Raw genomic sequence first — 16,212 nt, 5'->3', positions numbered from 1 at the left:
CATGATGACAAGCACATTAATGGAGCGTTTGCATTTGTGGCGGCGCCGTGGCCCAACCGTGGCACGGAATCGACAGATTCGGCATTCCCCGCCCCAAAACCAGCCCAAGACCGCAAAAATTGCGGCAAAAAAGCCACAGCTTGGGTCTCGCAGCGCGGGATAAGGTCCGAAACGCTGGAATTGTGGCAGATTTCAACGATAATAGGCTCAACGGAGTCGTGGTCTTGAGCTTGGCTCAAGCCCCACGAAAGCTTGTTGTTGTCGATTGGAACCAAATCATGTCGTCGCTGAAAGTTACGCTGGGTATTTTGGCCGCGGGCCTGATGCTGTCGGGCTGCATGCAGGCCACACATTTTGAGGCGACCGATACCAAGGCCTTCAAGCCGAAGGATAAGGAACTTCTCGCCAAGGTCCGGTACGAGAACACCCCGGTCGCCGAGCCGTTCCGCCGCGCCATCGTCGATTACCATCGCAAGGAATCGCCGGGCTCGATCGTGGTCGATTCCGACAACCATTACCTCTACTGGGTGATGGATGGCGGCAAGGCGATCCGCTACGGCATCACCGTCGGCGAAGAGGCCATGGCCTGGTCGGGCATCGCCAAGGTCGGCAGCATGACCGAGTGGCCGGCCTGGCATCCGACCCCGGGTGAGATTTCGCGCCTTGGCGTTCCGACCTATGTCGCGCCGGGTCCGGACAATCCGATGGGCTCCCGCGCGATGTATCTCTACTCGGGCGGCAAGGACACGCTGTTCCGCATCCACGGCACCAACCAGCCGGAATATATCGGCGCCTCGATCTCGTCGGGCTGCATCCGCCTGACCAACGAGGACGCGATCGACCTCTACAACCGCGTCAAGGTCGGCACCATCGTCGTGGTGCTCGAGCCGAAGCACGGCGACTCGCCATACAACTCGCGCTCGCGCTCGGCGGAAGCCAGACTGGCCAGGCGGGCAGCTACTGATCGCTTCCGACCTTTAGACATCCAAAAGCGCCGGTTTCACCGGCGCTTTTTTGTTGCCCGCTTGTGCGGCTGGGTTTTGTCGCCGTCGGCCGCCGGCTTGTCCGCAGGCGCGGGAGATTTCTCCGCAGCCTCGTCATCAGCCCCACCCTTATCCTCCGGCTTCGCCGCGACCTCGCGCGGCGGTGCTTCCTCGGGCCGTTCCGCCGGTAGCAGCGGGGCGACCTGCGGCAGGGGATCCCAGACGTTCCACTGACAGATCCGGTAGTCGTTGCGCCGCTGCGCCAGATCGAGATGGATGTGGTCCTCGTGGTACCAGTCCGAGCCCGGGCCGAGCACGGTGGAGAACCGCGAACAGACCGAATGCAGCACGCGCTCGCGCACGTCGCGCGACATAGTGCGGTCGGTGAGGCCGATCGACTGGCCGTTGGCGAGCTTGATGGCGCGGACGTCGAGCGCGTTGGCCTTGCCGTGCTCGGACAGCATTGCGCCGACCACGCGATTACGGCCGCGGCACTCAAAACTGTCGAAATTGTCGAGATCGCTGATGGTCGAGCCGAGGCTCGCGGCCAGCGGCACCATGTCCTTACGCACCCAATCGGCGAGCGCGGAGGCCATGGTGCAGCGGAGGATCGCCGCGGGCTTGACCGAAACCTTGCGCTTGTCCGGCAGCACGATGGCTTCCAGCCGCACCAGATCCTCGCCGCCGCAGGCGCCGGGACCACGGATGTCGGGGATGGAGGGCGCGATCGCGATCTCCTCGGTCAGCGCCAGCCGGCAAGCCGAGAGCTGCTTTGCGGGCGGCGCGGCCTCGGCGGGCTTGTTGGCGCCGGGCTTGTCGGGAGAAGCCTTGTCCGGCGAAGGCTTGCCGTCGGACTCCGGCGCGGCCTCGTCCGTCGCCTTGGGGGCTTCGTCAGGGCGAGGTTTTGGTAGCGGTATCTTCGCAGGTATCTTGGCGGAATGAACCGCCGCGCGCGGCCGTGGTGTACCAAGACCAAAGATATCGAGCGGCGCAGCATATTTGCGCGCCTCTGCCCGCTCAGTCAGTACGAGCGACAATCCGGCTACAGCGGTAACCATTGCCGCGCGGGCGGACATATAGCCGCGACAAGACCATTTGCGGCGAAAGTCCGGCAGGCTAAAACTCATGACAATTCTTTGGCCCAACGCTGAGAGCTATAATCCGCCCAGCGACTTCTCGGAGGAACGACGGAATGCTTGGTTTGATGCAAGATTGGCCCCTGCTCTGCCACCGGATCATCGAACACGCCGCCAGGATTCATGGCAAGCAGGAGGTGGTCACCCGCTCGGTCGAGGGACCGATCCATCGCACCAACTATGCCGAAATCCACAAGCGCGCGCTGAAGGTCTCGCAGATGCTGGAGCGAGACGGCATCAAGCTCGGCGACCGCGTCGCAACCATCGCCTGGAACACCTGGCGCCATCTCGAAGTCTGGTACGGCATCATGGGGATCGGCGCCATCTGCCATACCGTCAATCCCCGTCTTTTCCCCGAGCAGATCGCCTGGATCATCAACCATGCGCAGGACCGCATCGTGATGACCGACATCACCTTCGTTCCGGTCCTGGAGAAGATCGCCGACAAGCTGCCAAGCGTGGAGCGCTATATCGTGCTCACCGACAAGGCGCATATGCCGCAGACCACGCTGAAGAATGTGATGGCATACGAGGACTGGATCGCGCAGGCCGACGGCAAATTCAAATGGAAGGACTTTGACGAGAACACGGCAGCGGCGATGTGCTACACGTCGGGCACCACGGGTGACCCGAAGGGCGTGCTGTACTCGCACCGCTCCAACGTGCTGCACGCGCTGATGGCCAACAATGTCGACGCGCTTGGCACCAGCGCCTCCGAGACGATGCTGCCGGTGGTGCCACTGTTCCACGCCAACAGCTGGGGCATCGCCTTCTCCGCGCCCTCGCAGGGCACCAAGCTGGTGATGCCCGGCGCCAAGCTCGACGGCGCCTCGGTCTACGAGCTGCTCTCGACCGAGAAGGTGACGCACACCGCCGGTGTGCCCACGGTGTGGCTGATGCTGCTGCAGCACATGGCCGCCAATAACCTCAAGCTGCCGGAGCTGAAGATGGTGATCTGCGGCGGCTCGGCGATGCCGCGCTCGATGATCAAGGCCTTCCTCGACATGGGCGCGAACGTCCGCCACGCCTGGGGCATGACCGAGATGAGCCCGATCGGCAGCGTCGCGGCGCTGAAGCCTCCGTTCCAGAGCGCGACCGGCGATGCCAAGCTCGACGTGCTCCAGATGCAGGGCTATGCGCCCTTCGCCGTGCAGATGAAGATCACCGACGATGCCGGCAAGGAGCTGCCCTGGGACGGCAAGACCTTTGGCCGCCTCAAGGTCTCCGGGCCCGCAGTCGCCAAGGCCTATTACCGGGTCGATGCCAACATCCTCGACGAGGAAGGCTTCTTCGACACCGGCGACGTCTCGACCATCGACGAGGACGGTTACATGCGGATCACCGACCGCTCCAAGGACGTGATCAAGTCCGGCGGCGAATGGATCTCCTCGATTGACCTCGAAAACCTCGCCGTCGGCCATCCAGCCGTGGCGGAGGCCGCGGTGATCGGCGTGTTCCATCCGAAATGGGACGAGCGGCCGCTCCTGATCGTGCAGCTCAAGCAGGGCCAGCAGGCTACGCGCGAGGACATCCTGAAATACATGGACGGCAAGATCGCCAAGTGGTGGATGCCCGATGACGTCGCCTTCGTCGACGGCATCCCGCATACCGCCACGGGCAAGATCCTGAAGACGGCGCTGCGCGACCAGTTCAAGGATTACCGCTTCCCGAACGCGGCGGCGTGAGCGGACCGGAATAGCTTGCCCCGAGACCCGCTTGCCCCAGGACCTGGTCGGTCCTGCGGTTGCGAATTCGCTTCACCTCCCCCGCTTGCGGGGGAGCTCAGTTTCATCACGAACGCAAATCGATCCGATCTCGTGAGAGCCTCTGGCCCTCCGGCAAGTATCAAGGTCAGGCAGGCAGAGTGATCATGATCTGATGCGACCTTCGGCGGATCACGCTCTAAAGCGCAATGAGATTAGGATTGATCGTCATCGCGCTTTAGGTTGTTGTTTGAGCATGATCTGTTCGGAAAACCGCTGCGCACTTTTCCGGATCATGCTCTAACGCTTTGCCTCCGCCTGGCCGGTGCTCTTCTGCCATTTCAGGAATTGTTGATAGAGCGCTTCGTCCTGTTCCGGCGTTCGCGCGCCCTGCTGGCCGGTTTCGCGGGTCTGTGCGGCAAGGAACTGGTCGAATCTCGCGCGTGTGTCGGAGGCTGGACCGGAATGCTGGTCGAGCCACTCCTGCGCCGGCGGGAAGCGATTCCATCCCTTCAGTGGCGCGCTCAACACCACCTCCTTCCACTTCGGATGGAAGGGCGACCGCTGCAGGTCTTTCAGCCGGTCGAAGAAGACCTGCACGAAATGCTCCACCTTACCGTATCGCTCGGTCTTTGCGGGCCAGTTGTAAGCCGCAAGGATGGCGGGCACAGCGATCGTGTCAACGCGGCCGCCAGGTGGGATCAGTGAAGGATAGTCCTCCGCCTTGAGGACAGATGGAAGATAGTCGCTCTGCAAGGGCCCGCTATATGGGATCGGTACGAAATGCAGGTCGTCTCCCTTCACCTGGCTCACGGCCTTGGAGGGACTTCCCTGCACCGCGATCACCGCGTCGAGTTCGCCGTTCTTCAGTTTTTCATAGGCGATGCGCTGCTCGATATAGGCGTAGACCGGCTTGACGCCGAGCCTCTCGAAGATCGTGATTGCGGTGACGAAAGTGCCTCCGTTCGGCAAGTCGACGGCAACACGCCGACCGTTCAGATCGGCAAGGCTGCGGATCGACGACCGCGCGACGACGTGCATCTCCTCATTGTAGAGCTTCGTGATATAGACGAACTGGTTGCGGATGTTGCCGGTGTAGCCCTTCCTTTCCAGGTAATCGAGCGTGTCGGCGCGCACGATGCCGAGATCGACCCCCTTGAGGAAAAGGATGTCCGCGATGCTCTGGACCGAGCCCCTCCCAATGATCGGCAGCACCCGCATCCGGTCGCCGTCATCCAGCGCGGAGGCAAGGTCGGCGCCGAACTGGACATAGGTTCCGCCGATTGTGCCTGACATCAGCGTCACGGTGTTGGCGTTGAGCCTCTCGCGCGTGCTCTTGCTGGTGCTGGAATAGCTGAAAATCGCCTTCAGGCCCTCGCTCACTGCGGCCGGGTCGACCTCGCCTCCCCTGTCCTGGGAAAAGGCCGGCGTCGCCAGCAGCACCGCGACCCCGGCCGCGCAGCCGAAAGCCAGGTCGGTCAAACGTCGGATGATCATGTCGTGAAACTCCGAATGGTCGAGATTGACAGGCGCGCGCGACGCACGCTGCCGGGATCAGCGGGTGGGCGTGAGCGTATCAAGCTGTCGCTGCGCCTCGGGGTCACCCCATTCTTTTGCCCGTTGGTACCAGTTGCGGGCCTGCGCGAGGTCCGCGAGCGGGCCACTGGCGCCCAACTGCTTGAGCACGTTCGGATCGTAGGTCCTGGCCACCAGCAGCGCGGCGCGCGCGTCTCCTCCTTCGGCCGCACGCAGAAGCAGCAGCCTCGCCGCCGAGACGTCGCCGCTGGTGAGCAAATCCTGTCCACGTTTGACGAGGCCAGAAATTTCCTTCGGATCCAGGCTACGCACGGCGTCCGTCTGCGGCGGCGGGGAGGCCACCAAGGAGCGCGCGGGCGGTACGGCCGTGACGGCTGTCGACGGCTGCGGAGCGACGCTGGCGGCGGGTTTCCAGGAAAGTCGGCTCGAGCCAACCACGAGCACGGCGCCGTTGCTGTCACGCAATTCTGCCATCGCGACCATCTGGCCGACGAAACCGTCTGGCGGAATGACCGACACGGCGGAAACTTCCGAAGCCGGCACGCGCCACTCGTTGGCGACGCGCTTGCCAGACGTCAACCGTGCGTCGGCTGGCAGTCCATTGATGGCAACGATAGCGCCGGAAGGGGGAGCACCCACGCGCATCCCGAGCGGCAAGGGGGCGTTGGCAAGCCCGCTGCTGTCCTCCACCGCAAGGGTCGCGACTTGCTTGCGTTGCGGTGCCGGACCGATCGCGGCTTTCACCGATTGCCAAAGCGACGAGATCGATGTGGCGTCGTTCGATTGAACTCCAGGCCTTTGCGATGCCGGAATGACTATGACGAGAATGAGCGCGATGCCTCCCGCAACTGCTGCCGCGATCGCGAACCTGACCACTACGCTGAGCAGCGCGCTCCTCCCCGAGTTACGAAGGGCGGCCGGCACCTCCATGGGCTCCATCGCCTCGTGCATGGCTTGGGCGACGGCTTTGGAGAACACGTCCGAATGGTCACGACGTCGCCGGTTGCCGGGCGATTGCAGGGGCGGGCCATCGGCAGTCGGCTCCGTGAATCGTCTTGGCGCCGCCGTCGGCTGCACCGTCCGCTCGCGCAAGTTACGCGGCGCGTAGTACGTCGGATCTTGCGGATCGATATCGCTTTCGTGCGGTCCACCACTCATACTGAACACTCGCCCTGATGGGGCGGCCCACCAGCCGCGCTGGTCGGCACCGGCTACGCTGTTCGCGATCCTTGCAGCTCATGAGGCGCAACCGCGCACGTCCGGTCAGCCTTTGCGGCACGACCGGGAGCTGAGGTCACTCTTGCAACGTTTCCGGCTGACGCCCGCCGTTGTTCCTAGCCGTTGTTCTTTTTTTGACCTTTCGCCGGGACGGTCCCTCGCCTCGGCGGTTCCGACAACCTGCAGTAGAGCCTTGGGGCGAAATTACGACCAAGTCAATCTACAACTAAAGATCATTTAGATTGAATGGTTAATCAACTAAGTTGCATAATCCCGTCTGTTCTCTGTGCCGTATCGTCCGCAAACCTTGAAATTGCCGGGCCGCCGTGGTCTCAAGCAGCCAGTTTTCAATCGGCCCCCTGGCGGCGGGCCAAGCCCCCAACCCGGCAGTTCTCATCGATGGCCCGCAGGTTTTCCGCTCCCTATCAGACGGAGCCCGTGTCCAGCCTCGCGAGCTGGGCGCGCAATCTGGCCGTGTTCGCGGTGGTGGCGGTGCTGGTGTCGATCCTCATCGTCCGCTTCGGCTTTCTGGAGCCGAAGCCGGCGCTCGCCACTTTCTTCGGGGGCCTTGCGATCGCCGGGCTCTCCATCCTGTTCGGGCTCGCCGGCTTTGCCGCGATCTGGCAGAACGGCTCGCGCGGCATGGCGCGCATCCTGCTCGCGTTCCTGATCGACGGGATGATCCTCGCCTACCCCGCCTATCTCGGCCTGCAATACCGCAAGCTGCCGGCGATCCACGACATCACCACCGACCCGATCGATCCGCCGCGCTTCGAGGCGCTGGCCCCGCTGCGCGCCGGCGAGGGTGCCAACACCGCGGTCTATGCCGGTCTCTACTCGGCCGAACAGCAGCGCCAGTTCTATCCCGATATCGAGCCGATCGAGCTCGAGATCCCCGTCGACCGCGCCTATGCGATCGCGCGCCAGCTCGTCATCAAGCGCAAATGGCTCGTCATCGACGAACGCGAGCCGAGGCCGCCGCGCCGCATCGGCCGCATCGAGGCGGTGGCGCGCACGCCGATCATGGGCTTGCGCGAAGACATCTCCATCAGGGTCGTGCCCGATGGCGACGATTCCCGCGTCGACATCCGCTCCGCCTCGCGCAATTTCGACAGCGATCTGGGCAGCAACGCCGCGCGCGTGACCAAGTTCATCGAGGATCTCAACACCGCTGCGGATGCCGATGCGCTGAAGCCGGTGAAAAAGACACCGGTGGCGCCGCCGAAGGCGCCGGCGAAGACGGTGAAGAAATGAGATTGGCGAATGGGGAGTAGCGAATAGCGAGTGCAGAGCACCTATTCGCTATTCCCAATTCGCCATTCGCCTTAGGCCATCCGATACGAACCCGTGATCACGGGATCGCCGTCCGTCGCCACCACGCCGCGGGCGACGAGATCCTCCAGATGCGCCAGCACGGAATAGCCAGCGGCCGTCGTCAGGCGCGGGTCGATGCCGATATAGATCGCGCGCACCATGGTCGGGATGTCGGTCTCGCCCTTGGCGAGGCGGTGCAGGATCGAGGCCTCGCGCGCCTTGCGGTGACGGATCAGGAAGCGCACGAAGCGCTGGCCGTCCGGAATCTCAGGGCCGTGCCCGGAGAAATAGAGATCCTCATCGCGTGCGGCGAGACGATCGAGCGATTCCATGTAGTCGATCATCGAGCCGTCGGGCGGCGCCACGATCGAGGTGGACCAGCCCATCACATGGTCGCCGACGAAGTTGAACTTCCGCTCGGGCCAGGCGAACGCGAGATGATTGGCGGTGTGGCCGGGCGTTGCCACCGCCTCGAGCCGCCAGCCATCGCCCTCGACGACGTCGCCATGGGCGATCCTGATATCGGGCGCGAAGTCGCGGTCGGCGCCCGATTCCGGGTTGTGCTTCTCGCTCTCGAAGCGCGGACGCGAGGCGCGGTGCGGGCCCTCGGCATAGACCGGCGCACCGGTCGCCTGCTTGATCCGCGCGGTGTTCGGCGAATGGTCGCGGTGGGTGTGGGTGACGAAGATATGGCTTACCGTCTCGCCGCGCACGGCATCGAGCAGCGCGGCCGCATGCGCGGCGTCATCAGGACCGGGATCGATGATCGCGACGTTGCCCTTGCCGACGATGTAGCTGACCGTGCCGGTGAAGGTGAACGGGCTCGGATTGTTACAGAGCACGCGCCGCACGCCGGGGCGGACTTCCTCGACGACGCCAGGCTTCAGTGGAAAGTTGCGGTTGAACGGGACGTCGTCGTTGTCGGACATGGCTTGCTCATACCTTGCTGACTTCGTCATGCCCGGCCTTGTGCCGGGCATCCACGTTCTTCGCGCGGGCTAAGACGTGGATGGCCGGGACAAGCCCGGCCATGACGGAGGTGGAGAGTTCTCTTGCCTCGTACCGTAAGCGCTCAGAAAAACGCCTGAATGCCCGTGATGGCGCGGCCCAGGATCAGGGCGTGGACGTCGTGGGTGCCCTCGTAGGTGTTGACCGTCTCGAGGTTATGGACGTGGCGCATGACGTGGTACTCGGCCGAGATGCCGTTGCCGCCGTGCATGTCGCGGGCGACCCGGGCGATGTCGAGGGCCTTGCCGCAATTGTTGCGCTTCATGATCGAGATCATCTCGGGCGCGAACTTGCCCTCGTCCATCAGGCGGCCGACGCGAAGCGAGCCCTGCAGGCCGAGCGCGATCTCGGTCTCCATGTCGGCGAGCTTCTTCTGCACGAGCTGGGTCGCGGCAAGCGGCTTGCCGAACTGCTTGCGGTCGAGCGTGTACTGGCGGGCACGATGCATGCAATCCTCGGCGGCGCCCATCGCGCCCCAGGAAATGCCGTAGCGGGCGCGGTTGAGGCAGCCGAACGGTCCCTTGAGGCCGGAGACGTTGGGCAGCAGCGCGTCCTCGGGAACCACGACGCCGTCCATCACGACCTCGCCGGTGATGGAAGCGCGAAGTGAGAGCTTGCCGCCGATCTTCGGCGCGGACAGACCCTTCATGCCCTTCTCCAGCACGAAGCCGCGGATCTGGTTGTCGTGCTCGGCCGACTTGGCCCAGACCACGAACACGTCGGCGATCGGCGCGTTGGAGATCCACATCTTGCTGCCGGTCAGGCGATAGCCGTCCGAGACCTTCTCGGCGCGGGTCTTCATGCCGGCCGGGTCGGAGCCGGCATCGGGCTCGGTCAGGCCGAAGCAGCCGACCCACTCGCCGCTGGCGAGCTTCGGCAGGTACTTCTTGCGCTGGTTCTCATCGCCATAGGCGTAGATCGGATACATCACCAGCGAGGACTGCACCGAGTTCATCGAGCGATAGCCGGAATCGACCCGCTCGATCTCGCGCGCGACGAGGCCGTAGGCGACGTAGCTCGCATTGGCGCAGCCATATTCCTCCGGCAACGTGATGCCGATCAGGCCGAGCTCGCCCATCTCGTTGAAGATCTCGCGATCGGTCTTCTCTTCGAGATAGGCCTTGGAAACGCGGGGCAGCAGCTTGTCCTGGGCGTAGGCGCGGGCGGTGTCGCGCACCATGCGCTCGTCTTCGGTGAGTTGCTCGTCGAGCAGGAACGGATCGTCCCACTGGAAGGAAGCCGCAGCCGGCTTGTCCTTGGTCTGAGGGCGCACGCTCATGAAACGTCCTTTCGCGTCTGGTTCCGTCAAATAATTGCCCGACAAATTAAAGCGCCGCGGCAACAAGTGCAATTGCATCCTGGTTTCGGTCATTCCGGGCCGTTACGAAGCGTCGAACCCGGCATCTCTTTGCCTTCGAGATTCCGGGTTTGGCGCTTTCAGCGCCATCCCGGAACGACACTGCGTGTCAGCTCTCGAGCTGCTCGTTGGCGACGATCTCGATGCCAAAGCCCGACAGGCCCTTGTAGTCGTGCACCGAGGAGGTGAGATGGCGGATCGAGGTGACGCCGAGATCGCGCAGGATCTGCGCGCCGACGCCGACCTCGCGCCACTGGCGGTTGCGGTCGGCCTCCGTCGCCGACTCGTCCGGCAGCGGCGACACGGGGACACCGGCCGCCCCGTCGCGCAAGTACACCAGCACGCCGCGGCCGGATTTCTTGAAATGCTCGAGCACGACCGCCATGCGCTTGTGGCCGGTGAAGGTGTCCTTGACGATGTTCGGCTTGTGGAAGCGCGTCAGCACGTTCTTGCCGTCGCCGACGCCGTTGTAGACGAAGGCGACGTGGGCGATGGAGTCGAACGGCGAGCGGTAGGCATAGCCCTGCAAGGGGCCGATCGGACTTTCGGTGACGAAGGTCGAGACCCGCTCGATCAGCTTCTCGCGCGCCTGACGGTAGGCGATCATGTCGGCGATGGTGACGTGCTTGAGCTTGTGCCTGGCGGCGAACTGCGAGACCTGCTCGCCCTTCATCACGCTGCCGTCGTCGTTCATCAGCTCGCTGATGACGCCGACCGGCGGCAGGCCGGAGAGCTTGCAGAGGTCGACGGCGGCCTCGGTATGACCGGAGCGCAGCAGCACGCCGCCATCCTTGGCGATCAGCGGGAAAATGTGGCCCGGACGGGCGAAATCGTTGGCGCCGACATTGGGATTGGACAGCGCGCGACAGCATGAGGCGCGCTCCTCGGCCGAGATGCCGGTGCCGCCGTCGGGCTTGTAGTCGATCGAGACCGTGAAGGCGGTGGTATGCGCGGAATCGTTGTGGGCGACCATCGGATCGAGCCGCAGGCGGCGGGCGTCCTCGGTGGTCACGGGCGCGCAGACGATGCCGGAGGTGTGGCGGATGATGAACGCCATCTTCTCGGCGGTGCAGAGCGAAGCGGCGACAATCAGATCGCCCTCGCCCTCGCGGTCTTCGTCGTCGGTGACGACCACGAGCTCGCCCCGGGCAAAGGCCTGCAAGACTTCCTGAACGCTATCGGGCATGTCCCAATCTCTATCGGTTATGAGCGGGAGGCTTAGCCGGACTTCGGCCGGGGCGCTAGTGTCCTGGACGCAACCGCATATTCCGGCTCGCGGGCCTGCCCGCGGCTTTCAGGCTTGCACCGCAGATACCATCGATATAGGCGCGGATGCCCCAGGGGGAAGACCGCCGTCAGGGCAGCACTTCGCGCCGCTCGCCGAGCCGCAGGTCGAGCTCGGCGCGCTTGTCGGCCAGAAGCCCCGCCTGGGCGGCCTCGATCACGGTAAATAGCTCATGAGCGTCGCTGAGCCGGGTCACCGTGACGTAGCTGGCTCCGGCCTCATAGAGTTCACCCACATCCGACAGGAGATCGGCCGTAGCGACGATCATGGCGGTCGGGTTCAGCGTGCGGACGTGGCGGACCAGCTTCTCGTTGCTGGCGCCCTTGAGGAGCGCATCCGGCACGCTGAGGATGATCATCTCGGACTTGCCGACGCCGGCATGGAGCAGCGTGTCGGCGCTGCTGATGTCGCCATAGATCACGTGCAGGCCGCGCGACAGCAGCGTCTGGTACACATTGGGGTTGAAATCAACCACCGTGATCTGCTCGAGCAGCACCGGCGCCTGTCGTTCGATCTCCGCCAGCAGCGCGCTCGCCGCACGGAAAAAGCCGAGGATGACGATGCGGCGGGCCTCGCCGTGGCCGCCCTCGTGGCCCTCCTCGCCGCGCGCCTGGCCGTCGTCGAGGTCCTTCAGGCCGATCCGCTTCAACGGGCCGATCGCCCAGCGGGTGATCTCGTCGCTGCGGCTCATCGCGAAGGTCGAGAGCACCGCCAGCACCACGAAGGCGAAGGAGGCGGCGTTCGCCGTTTCGGCCGCAATGTGGTGGTCGGCAACGCCGGTCTGGATCACCACCAGCGAGAACTCGGAGATCTGCGCGAGGTTGAGGGCCGGCAGCAGGCTGGCGCGCAGGCCCTGCTTCATCAGATAGAGCGGGGTGAATGTGGTGACGAGCCGGCTCACCACCGTGAACGCCGCGATCATCAGCGCCAGCCCGATCACGGAAAGGCCGGGCACGGGAATCGTCATGCCGAGCGCGACGAAGAACAGCGTGATGAAGAAGTCGCGGAGCGTCGTGACCTTGGCGGTGACGTCGAGCGCATAGGGAAAGGTCGAGAGCGAGACGCCGGCGATCAGCGCGCCCATCTCGCGCGACAGCGACAGCCGCTCGGCGGTCTCGGCGACGAGAAAGCACCAGGCCAGCGCCCCGAGCAGGATCAGCTCAGGCCGGCGGGCGATCTGGTGGAACAGCCGTGGCAGCACGTAGCGGCTGACCAGGAGCGCGGCGGCGACCAGCACCGCGACGCGGCCGATCGAGAGCAGGATGACGCTGACCTGCAGATTGGCAAGGCTCGGCTGCACGGCCAGGAACAGGATGGCGAAGATGTCCTGGAGCACCAGCACGCCGAGCGTGATGCGGCCTGGCAGCGTATCGAGCTCGCGCTTCTCGTAGAGCACCTTGACGATGATGACCGTGCTCGACAGCGCGCAGGCGACGCAGAGATAGAGCGCATCGAAATGGCCGCCGCCGAGCGACAGGCCGATGCCGACGAAGAACAGCACCCCGAGCAGGCAGCCGCCCAGCAGCTGGCCCCCCGCCGCGAACAGGATCACCTTGCCCGCCCGCACGATCTTCTTCAGGTCGATCTCGAGGCCGATCATGAACAGCATGAAGATCAGGCCGAGCTCGGAGATGACGCTGATCGATTCCTGCGATTGGACCCAGCCGGCGCCGAATGGACCTATGCAGAAGCCGGCGATAAGGTAGGCCAGGATCAGCGGTTGCCGGGAGAAATGGGCCAAAAGGCCCAGCATCCAGGCAAACAGGATACAAAGAGTGATGTCGCGAATAAGCTCATGCATGCCAAATCGGTCCGTTTTGCCGCACCCTAGTGACCGAGTGCAGCGCGGCAAGCGAGCAATTCGTCACATGCGGATCGTGCTCTGGCTGATAGCCCTACTAGGTTCGTTCGCGCCTGCAATCGCTCAGCCCAAGGTCAATATCGAGCAGACCTTTGCCGATTCGCTCACCGCGCTGCCGAAGGAGGAACTGGCCGTCTCCGGCGGGTTCTACGTGCCCGCCTATTCCAGCGTTGCGATGAGCCAGGGCAAGCTGCGTGTCGACTTCTCGGTGACCTTGAGCGTTCACAACGCCTCCGAGACGCAAGCACTGGTAGTCAAACGCATCGCCTATTTCGACACCGCAGGCAAGCAGGTCGAGACCTATCTGAAGACACCGGTAGCCTTGAAGCCGCTGGCCACCGTCTCGATTTTCATTGCGACCGACGACGTGCGCGGCGGGACCGGGGCCAATTTCCTGGTCGACTGGGCCGCAACGGGCGAGATCGCCGAGCCGGTGGTCGAAGCCTTGATGGTTGGCGGCGTCGCCAATGCGCATTACGCTTTCATCAGCCAGGGACGTCCGACCAGGACGGCCGGAAAGAAGTAAGGCCGCCCTCCCAGGCGGCCGGCAAAGAAGAAACAAGGCTGGCCGGCGCAACGCCGGCTGCTCAACAAGAACAGAAACGAGGAACGCTCCCATGACGTCCAGCTTCGATTTCGCGCCCCTGTTTCCCGCAGGGCTGCCGGCCCCTTCTGCGCGCTGGACGGGCCTTGCCAAATACAGTTTTGTCGGCGGCAATAACGATTCCGAGCAGCTGCCACTCGAGGGCCTGATCGAGGCGACCAACTCGGCCCTGCAACGCGAGGGCCGCTCGCTCGCCACCTATGGGTTGGCGCATGGTCCGCAAGGCTATTTGCCCCTGCGCGAGTTCCTCGTGACGAAACTCAAGCGCGATGCCGGCATCAACTGCGCGGTCGACGATCTCCTGATCGTGTCCGGCTCGCTCCAGGCCCTCGACCTCGTCAACAACACGCTGCTGGCGCGCGGCGACACCGTGATCTTCGAGCAGGAGAGCTACCAGGGCTCGTTGACTCGCCTGGCGCGGCTCGGTGTCAACGTGGTCGGCATCCCGCTCGACAAGGACGGCATGCGCATGGACGTGCTGGCCTCGACGCTGGCCGATCTGAAAAGCCGCGGTATCCGTCCCAAATACATCTACACCATTCCCACCGTGCAGAACCCGACCGGCACCATCATGCCCGAGAGCCGCCGCGCTGAGCTGGTACGGCTCGCGACCGAGTACGGCGTGCCGATCTTCGAGGACGATTGCTATGCCGACCTCGTCTGGTCGGGACAGCGGCCGCCGGCGATCTACGCGATGAGCCCGCACGGCGGCGTGATCCATATCGGCTCGTTCTCGAAGTCGATCGCGCCGGCGCTGCGCGTCGGCTTCATCGTCGCGCCCTGGGATGTGATGTCGCGGATGCTGGCGCTGAAGACGGATGCCGGCTCCGGCGCGCTGGAGCAGATGGTGCTCGCGGCCTATTGCAAGCCGCATTTTGCGAGCCACGTGCCGGCGCTGACGAAGGCGCTGCGCACCAAGCTCGATACGCTGATGGAGGCGCTGAACGAGCAGTTCGGCACCGCGGCCGAGTTCGAGGAGCCCAAGGGCGGCATCTTCCTCTGGGTCAAGCTGCCCGACCAGGTCGATACGCTAAAGCTCTATCAGGCCGCGCTTGCCGCCGGCGTCTCGATCAATCCGGGGCCGGAATGGTCGACCAACAAGAGCCATTCCAGCTCGCGGCTGCGGCTGTGCTTTGCAAGCCCCTCGCATCAGCAGATCCGCGAGGGCGTCGCCGTGCTGGCCGAGGTCTGCCGCAAGGAGTTCGGCGTGCCGGCCCGCAGCGCCAATGTGGAGAAGCGGGCCTGAAGGTCGCTTAGGCCACCTGAGGCTGGCTGCTATGGATCGCGGCGGCCAGCCGCAGCAGCAGCACGATCGAGACGTTGCCCTTGCCAGCCTCGATCTGGGCGATATAGCGCTCGGAAATCCCGGAGCGGCGGGCGAGCTCCCGGCGCGACAGCTCGCAGCGCGTGCGCGAGGTTCTCAAGCGTTCGCCGAGCTCGGCCAGAAACGCGGCCTCGGAATAAGGCGGCACGGCACAGCTCCCCGGCAGCACCTCGCCCGCGAAATCCATGACTTGATTCAGCATCGCTCTCACCACGTATCGCCTTCGGGAGCGTCATCCTACGCCTGATGCGACCGGCCTCATTGACGCGGATCAAATTCGCGCGCGAATGGCAGCCAGCGTGGACGATCGCGCCCGGGATGCTAGAATTTGGAATTGTTCGAGGCGGGGTTTTCCAGGATATGACGCGTTGTGTGAGCCGCTGGACCACGGCAGCGGTGCTATGGATTGCGTTCGCGTCCGCGGCCGGCGCCGAGACGCTGGCAGCAACAGTCGAGCAATGGGGCCTGCTCGGCGAATGGGCGGTCGATTGCGCAGCAAGGCCCGATCGCGACAAGGGCGCGCGGCTCAGTTACGAAATCCGGAAGGACGGCCGGGTGATGTACCGGCGCAGTTTCGGCGAAGCCAAGGACGAGAACGAGGTGGTGTCCGCGACGGTCAAGGCCGAGGGCCTGCTCAATGTGATGGTGTACTTCCCCTCGATGCAGCAGACGCGCGAGTTCGGCCTGCTGCTGTTGAAGGACGGCGGCTTGCGCGCGATCTACAATCGCAGCGAGCGCGGCGTCTACACGATCAAGGACGGCAAATACGTCGCCACGGGCGAGCCGACGCCGGTGCAGCAGCGCTGCGATTAACCATTGCGTGCGAGCATGATCTTTTCGGATCATGCTCTGTCTGAACATCCATTCAGAAATCTCTTCCCGT

At 64.3% G+C, this 16,212-nt stretch carries 13 protein-coding genes and 1 pseudogene; 6 read left to right on the top strand and 8 right to left on the bottom strand.

The window, feature by feature from the left end; translation table 11 throughout:
• Positions 1–278 precede the first annotated feature (278 nt).
• Positions 279–964 (top strand): annotated as a pseudogene (locus tag FOM02_RS34080) (L,D-transpeptidase).
• 36 nt (positions 965–1,000) lie between these two features.
• On the opposite strand, the gene FOM02_RS34075 reads toward FOM02_RS34080, so the two are convergent.
• Positions 1,001–2,110 (bottom strand): extensin family protein, encoded by a 1,110-nt coding sequence (locus tag FOM02_RS34075; RefSeq protein ID WP_027558284.1) that lies wholly within the window; start codon positions 2,108–2,110, stop codon positions 1,001–1,003.
• A gap of 65 nt (positions 2,111–2,175) precedes the next feature.
• Here FOM02_RS34075 and FOM02_RS34070 point away from each other — a divergent pair, with 65 nt between their 5' ends.
• A complete protein-coding gene (locus FOM02_RS34070) occupies positions 2,176–3,804 on the top strand; it encodes a fatty-acid--CoA ligase (RefSeq protein WP_027558283.1) in 1,629 nt (542 codons plus the stop codon).
• 318 nt (positions 3,805–4,122) lie between these two features.
• Here FOM02_RS34070 and FOM02_RS34065 read toward each other — a convergent pair whose 3' ends face one another.
• Together FOM02_RS34065 and FOM02_RS34060 are read right to left on the bottom strand one after the other, a co-directional pair.
• Entirely contained in the window at positions 4,123–5,319 is a 1,197-nt protein-coding gene (locus tag FOM02_RS34065; protein WP_051378029.1) for a TAXI family TRAP transporter solute-binding subunit, read from the bottom strand.
• A gap of 57 nt (positions 5,320–5,376) precedes the next feature.
• Positions 5,377–6,516, bottom strand: coding sequence for a hypothetical protein (locus FOM02_RS34060; protein WP_231164294.1), 1,140 nt, complete (start codon positions 6,514–6,516; stop codon positions 5,377–5,379).
• Between the two features lie 459 nt (positions 6,517–6,975).
• Here FOM02_RS34060 and FOM02_RS34055 point away from each other — a divergent pair, with 459 nt between their 5' ends.
• Positions 6,976–7,830, top strand: a complete 855-nt coding sequence (locus tag FOM02_RS34055; RefSeq protein WP_027558280.1) for a DUF1499 domain-containing protein — start codon at positions 6,976–6,978, stop codon at positions 7,828–7,830.
• Between the two features lie 71 nt (positions 7,831–7,901).
• Here FOM02_RS34055 and FOM02_RS34050 read toward each other — a convergent pair whose 3' ends face one another.
• From FOM02_RS34050 to FOM02_RS34035, 4 genes are all read right to left on the bottom strand, one after another.
• The gene (locus tag FOM02_RS34050) at positions 7,902–8,819 is read right to left on the bottom strand and encodes an MBL fold metallo-hydrolase (protein ID WP_027558279.1); all 918 of its coding nucleotides are present in this window, start codon (positions 8,817–8,819) and stop codon (positions 7,902–7,904) included.
• Between the two features lie 143 nt (positions 8,820–8,962).
• On the bottom strand, positions 8,963–10,177 hold the full coding sequence (locus tag FOM02_RS34045; RefSeq protein WP_027558278.1) for an acyl-CoA dehydrogenase: 1,215 nt from the start codon (positions 10,175–10,177) through the stop codon (positions 8,963–8,965).
• A 187-nt stretch (positions 10,178–10,364) separates the two neighbouring features.
• Positions 10,365–11,441 carry a 3,4-dihydroxy-2-butanone-4-phosphate synthase gene (gene ribB, locus FOM02_RS34040; RefSeq protein WP_027558277.1) on the bottom strand — a complete coding sequence of 359 codons (1,077 nt, stop codon included), beginning with the start codon at positions 11,439–11,441 and terminating at the stop codon, positions 10,365–10,367.
• Between the two features lie 169 nt (positions 11,442–11,610).
• Entirely contained in the window at positions 11,611–13,341 is a 1,731-nt protein-coding gene (locus FOM02_RS34035; protein ID WP_027558276.1) for a cation:proton antiporter, read from the bottom strand.
• Positions 13,342–13,408: 67 nt separating this feature from the next.
• Between FOM02_RS34035 and FOM02_RS34030 the strand changes: the two genes are divergently transcribed.
• Both FOM02_RS34030 and FOM02_RS34025 read left to right on the top strand, forming a co-directional pair.
• Complete coding sequence (locus FOM02_RS34030; RefSeq protein WP_027558275.1) at positions 13,409–13,927, top strand: DUF3124 domain-containing protein; 519 nt, start codon at positions 13,409–13,411, stop codon at positions 13,925–13,927.
• 91 nt (positions 13,928–14,018) lie between these two features.
• Positions 14,019–15,251 (top strand): PLP-dependent aminotransferase family protein, encoded by a 1,233-nt coding sequence (locus tag FOM02_RS34025; protein ID WP_027558274.1) that lies wholly within the window; start codon positions 14,019–14,021, stop codon positions 15,249–15,251.
• A 7-nt stretch (positions 15,252–15,258) separates the two neighbouring features.
• Here FOM02_RS34025 and FOM02_RS34020 read toward each other — a convergent pair whose 3' ends face one another.
• Positions 15,259–15,531: a helix-turn-helix domain-containing protein gene (locus FOM02_RS34020; RefSeq protein WP_027558273.1), complete on the bottom strand. Its 273-nt coding sequence runs from the start codon at positions 15,529–15,531 to the stop codon at positions 15,259–15,261.
• A 158-nt stretch (positions 15,532–15,689) separates the two neighbouring features.
• Here FOM02_RS34020 and FOM02_RS34015 point away from each other — a divergent pair, with 158 nt between their 5' ends.
• Complete coding sequence (locus FOM02_RS34015) at positions 15,690–16,142, top strand: hypothetical protein (RefSeq protein ID WP_035730066.1); 453 nt, start codon at positions 15,690–15,692, stop codon at positions 16,140–16,142.
• Positions 16,143–16,212 lie beyond the last annotated feature (70 nt).

Source organism: Bradyrhizobium sp. SEMIA (assembly GCF_014844175.1).
Lineage (GTDB): Bacteria > Pseudomonadota > Alphaproteobacteria > Rhizobiales > Xanthobacteraceae > Bradyrhizobium > Bradyrhizobium arachidis.
Note: the sequence above shows the minus strand (reverse complement) of the source record. Positions and strands in the feature narration are given on the sequence as shown.

Excerpts from the sequence above, each read along its gene's own strand:
- FOM02_RS34075 (WP_027558284.1), bottom strand. The coding sequence starts at position 2,110 with ATGAGTTTTAGCCTGCCGGACTTTCGCCGCAAATGGTCTTGTCGCGGC.
- FOM02_RS34070 (WP_027558283.1), top strand. The coding sequence starts at position 2,176 with ATGCTTGGTTTGATGCAAGATTGGCCCCTGCTCTGCCACCGGATCATC.
- FOM02_RS34065 (WP_051378029.1), bottom strand. The coding sequence starts at position 5,319 with ATGATCATCCGACGTTTGACCGACCTGGCTTTCGGCTGCGCGGCCGGG.
- FOM02_RS34060 (WP_231164294.1), bottom strand. The coding sequence starts at position 6,516 with ATGAGTGGTGGACCGCACGAAAGCGATATCGATCCGCAAGATCCGACG.
- FOM02_RS34055 (WP_027558280.1), top strand. The coding sequence starts at position 6,976 with ATGGCCCGCAGGTTTTCCGCTCCCTATCAGACGGAGCCCGTGTCCAGC.
- FOM02_RS34050 (WP_027558279.1), bottom strand. The coding sequence starts at position 8,819 with ATGTCCGACAACGACGACGTCCCGTTCAACCGCAACTTTCCACTGAAG.
- FOM02_RS34045 (WP_027558278.1), bottom strand. The coding sequence starts at position 10,177 with ATGAGCGTGCGCCCTCAGACCAAGGACAAGCCGGCTGCGGCTTCCTTC.
- ribB (WP_027558277.1), bottom strand. The coding sequence starts at position 11,441 with ATGCCCGATAGCGTTCAGGAAGTCTTGCAGGCCTTTGCCCGGGGCGAG.
- FOM02_RS34035 (WP_027558276.1), bottom strand. The coding sequence starts at position 13,341 with ATGCATGAGCTTATTCGCGACATCACTCTTTGTATCCTGTTTGCCTGG.
- FOM02_RS34030 (WP_027558275.1), top strand. The coding sequence starts at position 13,409 with ATGCGGATCGTGCTCTGGCTGATAGCCCTACTAGGTTCGTTCGCGCCT.
- FOM02_RS34025 (WP_027558274.1), top strand. The coding sequence starts at position 14,019 with ATGACGTCCAGCTTCGATTTCGCGCCCCTGTTTCCCGCAGGGCTGCCG.
- FOM02_RS34020 (WP_027558273.1), bottom strand. The coding sequence starts at position 15,531 with ATGCTGAATCAAGTCATGGATTTCGCGGGCGAGGTGCTGCCGGGGAGC.
- FOM02_RS34015 (WP_035730066.1), top strand. The coding sequence starts at position 15,690 with ATGACGCGTTGTGTGAGCCGCTGGACCACGGCAGCGGTGCTATGGATT.